The 3,448-nt window shown below is 46.3% G+C and carries 3 protein-coding genes and 1 riboswitch; of the genes, 1 reads left to right on the top strand and 2 read right to left on the bottom strand.

All coding sequences use genetic code 11. From position 1 onward, the window contains the following. Nucleotides 1–346: 346 nt before the first annotated feature. On the top strand, nt 347–568 hold the full coding sequence (gene cspD, locus BZG78_RS15195; protein WP_021022429.1) for a cold shock domain-containing protein CspD: 222 nt from the start codon (nt 347–349) through the stop codon (nt 566–568). Nucleotides 569–655: 87 nt separating this feature from the next. On the opposite strand, the gene BZG78_RS15190 is transcribed toward cspD, so the two are convergent. Both BZG78_RS15190 and BZG78_RS15185 read right to left on the bottom strand, forming a co-directional pair. Beyond that, complete coding sequence (locus tag BZG78_RS15190) at nt 656–1,237, bottom strand: thymidine kinase (RefSeq protein WP_021022430.1); 582 nt, start codon at nt 1,235–1,237, stop codon at nt 656–658. A 110-nt stretch (nt 1,238–1,347) separates the two neighbouring features. After that, the gene (locus BZG78_RS15185) at nt 1,348–2,931 is read right to left on the bottom strand and encodes a Na+/H+ antiporter NhaC family protein (protein WP_021022431.1); all 1,584 of its coding nucleotides are present in this window, start codon (nt 2,929–2,931) and stop codon (nt 1,348–1,350) included. Nucleotides 2,932–3,019: 88 nt separating this feature from the next. Beyond that, a riboswitch (Lysine riboswitch) is annotated at nt 3,020–3,201 on the bottom strand. Nucleotides 3,202–3,448 lie beyond the last annotated feature (247 nt).

Raw genomic sequence — 3,448 nt, 5'->3', positions numbered from 1 at the left:
TTATTAAACAATGTGTTATATAAAACAAACCATAAAAACAACACTTATCACGAGCGAAAAAGCATCGATAACAGTCCGACATTCATGCAAATGACATGTCTGTTCTTTAATGAATTATCGTCACTCCCTCACACTTTTTCGATTTATTATTACATTCTTGTTATATGTTATAGCCAGCGCTTGACTGCCTAAAAGTATCTACTAAAGTGGATTGTGTGGTAGGTAAATGACCAAGCTGGCTTCGGTCAGTCTGCGCCAGGGGGAATCCCAAGCTCAAGGCTAACCAGAAGGTGACAAGGCGTTTATCACGAGGTATGCAAAGTTTGATGCAAGAAGGATGTGTCGCATGGAAACTGGTACAGTAAAATGGTTTAACAATGCAAAAGGATTTGGCTTTATTTGTCCAGGAGAAGGGGAAGGAGACGTATTCGCTCACTACTCTACGATTCAAATGGATGGATATAAGACATTAAAAGCGGGGCAAACCGTCAGCTACGAAGTCGAGGAAGGACCTAAAGGCTACCATGCCAGCCAAATTGTGCCAGTCGATCAAGAGGCAGTGAAATAGCACTGATCCCGATCGGCCAAATTGAAGAAAAGGCGAGCTGTTGCTCGCCTTTTTTGTCTTTTCAGTGTGTCACACCGGTTCCATTGCTCAGAGCAGTCCGAGCATCTGCTTGTAGTGGCGACGACAAACAGAGACATAACGTTCATTGCCCCCAATCACAACCTGATCGCCATCTGCAATCGCGTTGCCTTCAGCGTCTTGCCGAATGACACGACTGGCTTTACGTCCACAATGACACACAGTTTTAAGCTCCACCAATTTGTCAGCCCACGCGAGTAAGTACTGTGACCCTTCAAACAATTCACCACGAAAATCGGTACGCAAACCATAACATAGGACAGGGATCCGCAATTTATCCACGACATCGGTCAGTTCCAGTACTTGCTGCTTGGTTAAAAACTGGCTCTCGTCAATTAATAAACAGTCGACTTTGTCCTGAGATAAAATGGCCGCCACATGCTCAAACAACGACGTTTGGTTGTCATACAGATGTGCATCCGCGTCCAGGCCTATACGTGAACTTATTTTACCTTGCCCGTAGCGATTATCGATCGCGGCGGTGAACAGTAAAGGCTGCATCCCACGCTCTTGATAATTGAACGCAGATTGCAACAAGGTGGTCGATTTACCGGCATTCATTGCCGAATAGTAAAAATATAACTGGGCCATAACTGTCTCTACACGTAACGCCCTACTTCAGGGCCAACATCATTCAATACACCGGCATGCTACCGAACCCGCAGAAAAAGAAAAGCCCCGTTTATGCGGGGCTTGAAGGACTATCCTTTCAATTGACAGGGCCGCTTTTTAAGCCAAAGTAACCCCGAGCACAAAAGAATGAACGCCAGCGTCGACGCGGCTAATGACCATAACAAAGAGGCGGTAAAGCCAAGCACTAAGAAGCCAAATGTCGCAACGACTGCGCCCCCGATTGCATAAGGTAGCTGCGTGGCGACGTGGTCAATATGCCCACAGCGCGCCCCTGTTGAGGATAAAATAGTGGTATCTGAGATAGGAGAACAATGATCGCCAAATACAGCACCGGCTAATACCGCAGACAGCATCGGCAACATCAGCGCAATATCCGTCGCTGCCGCAAGATCCCCCGCAATCGGGAGCATAATACCAAATGTGCCCCACGACGTGCCCGTGGCGAATGCCATCACTGCCGCCAATAAAAATAAAACCACAGGTAACAATTGAGCAGGTAGGTTACCTTGTACTAACGAGGATAAATATTTACCCGTTTGTAAATCACCAATGATATGGCCAATCGACCAAGCAAATAGCAATATAAGAATCGCACCAAACATTGATTTAGCGCCGACCCATAACGTCTTCGCAATATCGGGCTTAGCAATGCCTTGTTTAACCGTCATCACTAGCGCAACAAACAGGCCGGCCAGTCCGCCCCACAGTAATGACATGCCGACGTCGGTATTCTCAAACGCTCCCAGGATAGAGAATGCATGATGATCAGCGGCTAAAGATTGCGCACCGGTGTAAAGCATGGCGCTAATCGTGGCGATCACTAGCACGACTATCGGAGCCACCAGATCCGCTACACTGCCATTTTCACTTTCTTCGATGCCTAAATCATCGCAAATATCAGCACAATGTTCGCTTTCATCACCTAATCGGCTGCCTTTTTTTGCTTGGTATTCAAATTGGCGCATGGGGCCAATATCAAGCTGAAACCAGACCACGGCAAACACTAACAGCAGCGCAAAAATGGCATAAAAGTTCATCGGAATCATGATGACAAACGCACCCAGTGCGGTGTAATCGGTAACACCATGCGCAACCAAGATAGAGCCAATAACGGTAATGATATAGGCACCCCAGCTGGAGGCCGGTGTAATCACACACATAGGCGCCGCTGTCGAGTCGAGAATATAGGCAAGTTTTGCCCGTGAAACATGAAAACGATCCGTGACTGGGCGAGAAACGGCCCCTACCGCTAAGCTATTAAAGTAATCATCAACAAAGATGAATACCCCAAGAAAAGCAGCCAGTAACTTCGCACCACGTTTACTCTTAATCCGGCTTTGTGCCCAATTCGCAAACGCGCGCGTCCCCCCCGATAAGGATAATAACGCGGTAATCATGCCCAATAATATTAAAAAGGCGAGGATACTCAAGTTCCAGCTGTTTAAACCGCCATCAGCGATAAATAAGCCAGTGATCACGTCCAGTAAATACTGACTAGCGGGCACAAGTGAAAAATCCGTCAGTAATACGGTGCCAAGGATTATCCCCATACCCAACGACAATAAGACACGTCGAGTTGCAATCGCGAGACCCAAGGCCAGCAACGGAGGAAGCAGTGATAAAGCGGATGAAGAAAAGTCTGTTAAGTTCATGATCTCAATATCAACCAGGTGGTTGGAGATCTACTGCAGAAACGAAGACGGTAAGGCGTGGTATTACACGGCAAACAACTTGCCTCCTACATACAGTAGCGCTCCATAGTGTGTTTCTAAGTACTATGGCAGTGCTGCTCCTATTCGGTAACAGCCCCAGCTCAATCGGTGTGATGACCTGATTGGCTTCGGCATTGTTTCCTTTTATGCGCCCTCATCGGTATCACCCTCTTGCGCACGACTCATAAACAACGCACCTCTACGTTAAGCGAAGTGCATTCTACACATCGTGCTCACTATCGCAACTGTTTATGTTTGAAAAATCATCGGCTCGTTGTCAGGCGTTCTATTCCTTTTCCATGCCAATGATAAACGACGCGCATTCTATTTTTTTAGACACAAGAATCAAAACGCCAATAAAACTATACGCTAGGATTGCGAATAACTTGCAAATAATGAACAATGTGGCGTATTAATATATGTAATATTGTATATTTCATTTATACTGCTATCATCC

The sequence above is a fragment of the Salinivibrio sp. MA351 genome, assembly GCF_001996065.1.
Lineage (GTDB): Bacteria > Pseudomonadota > Gammaproteobacteria > Enterobacterales > Vibrionaceae > Salinivibrio > Salinivibrio costicola.
The sequence above is the reverse complement of the archived record's forward strand: the minus strand, read 5'-3'. Positions and strand labels throughout refer to the sequence as shown.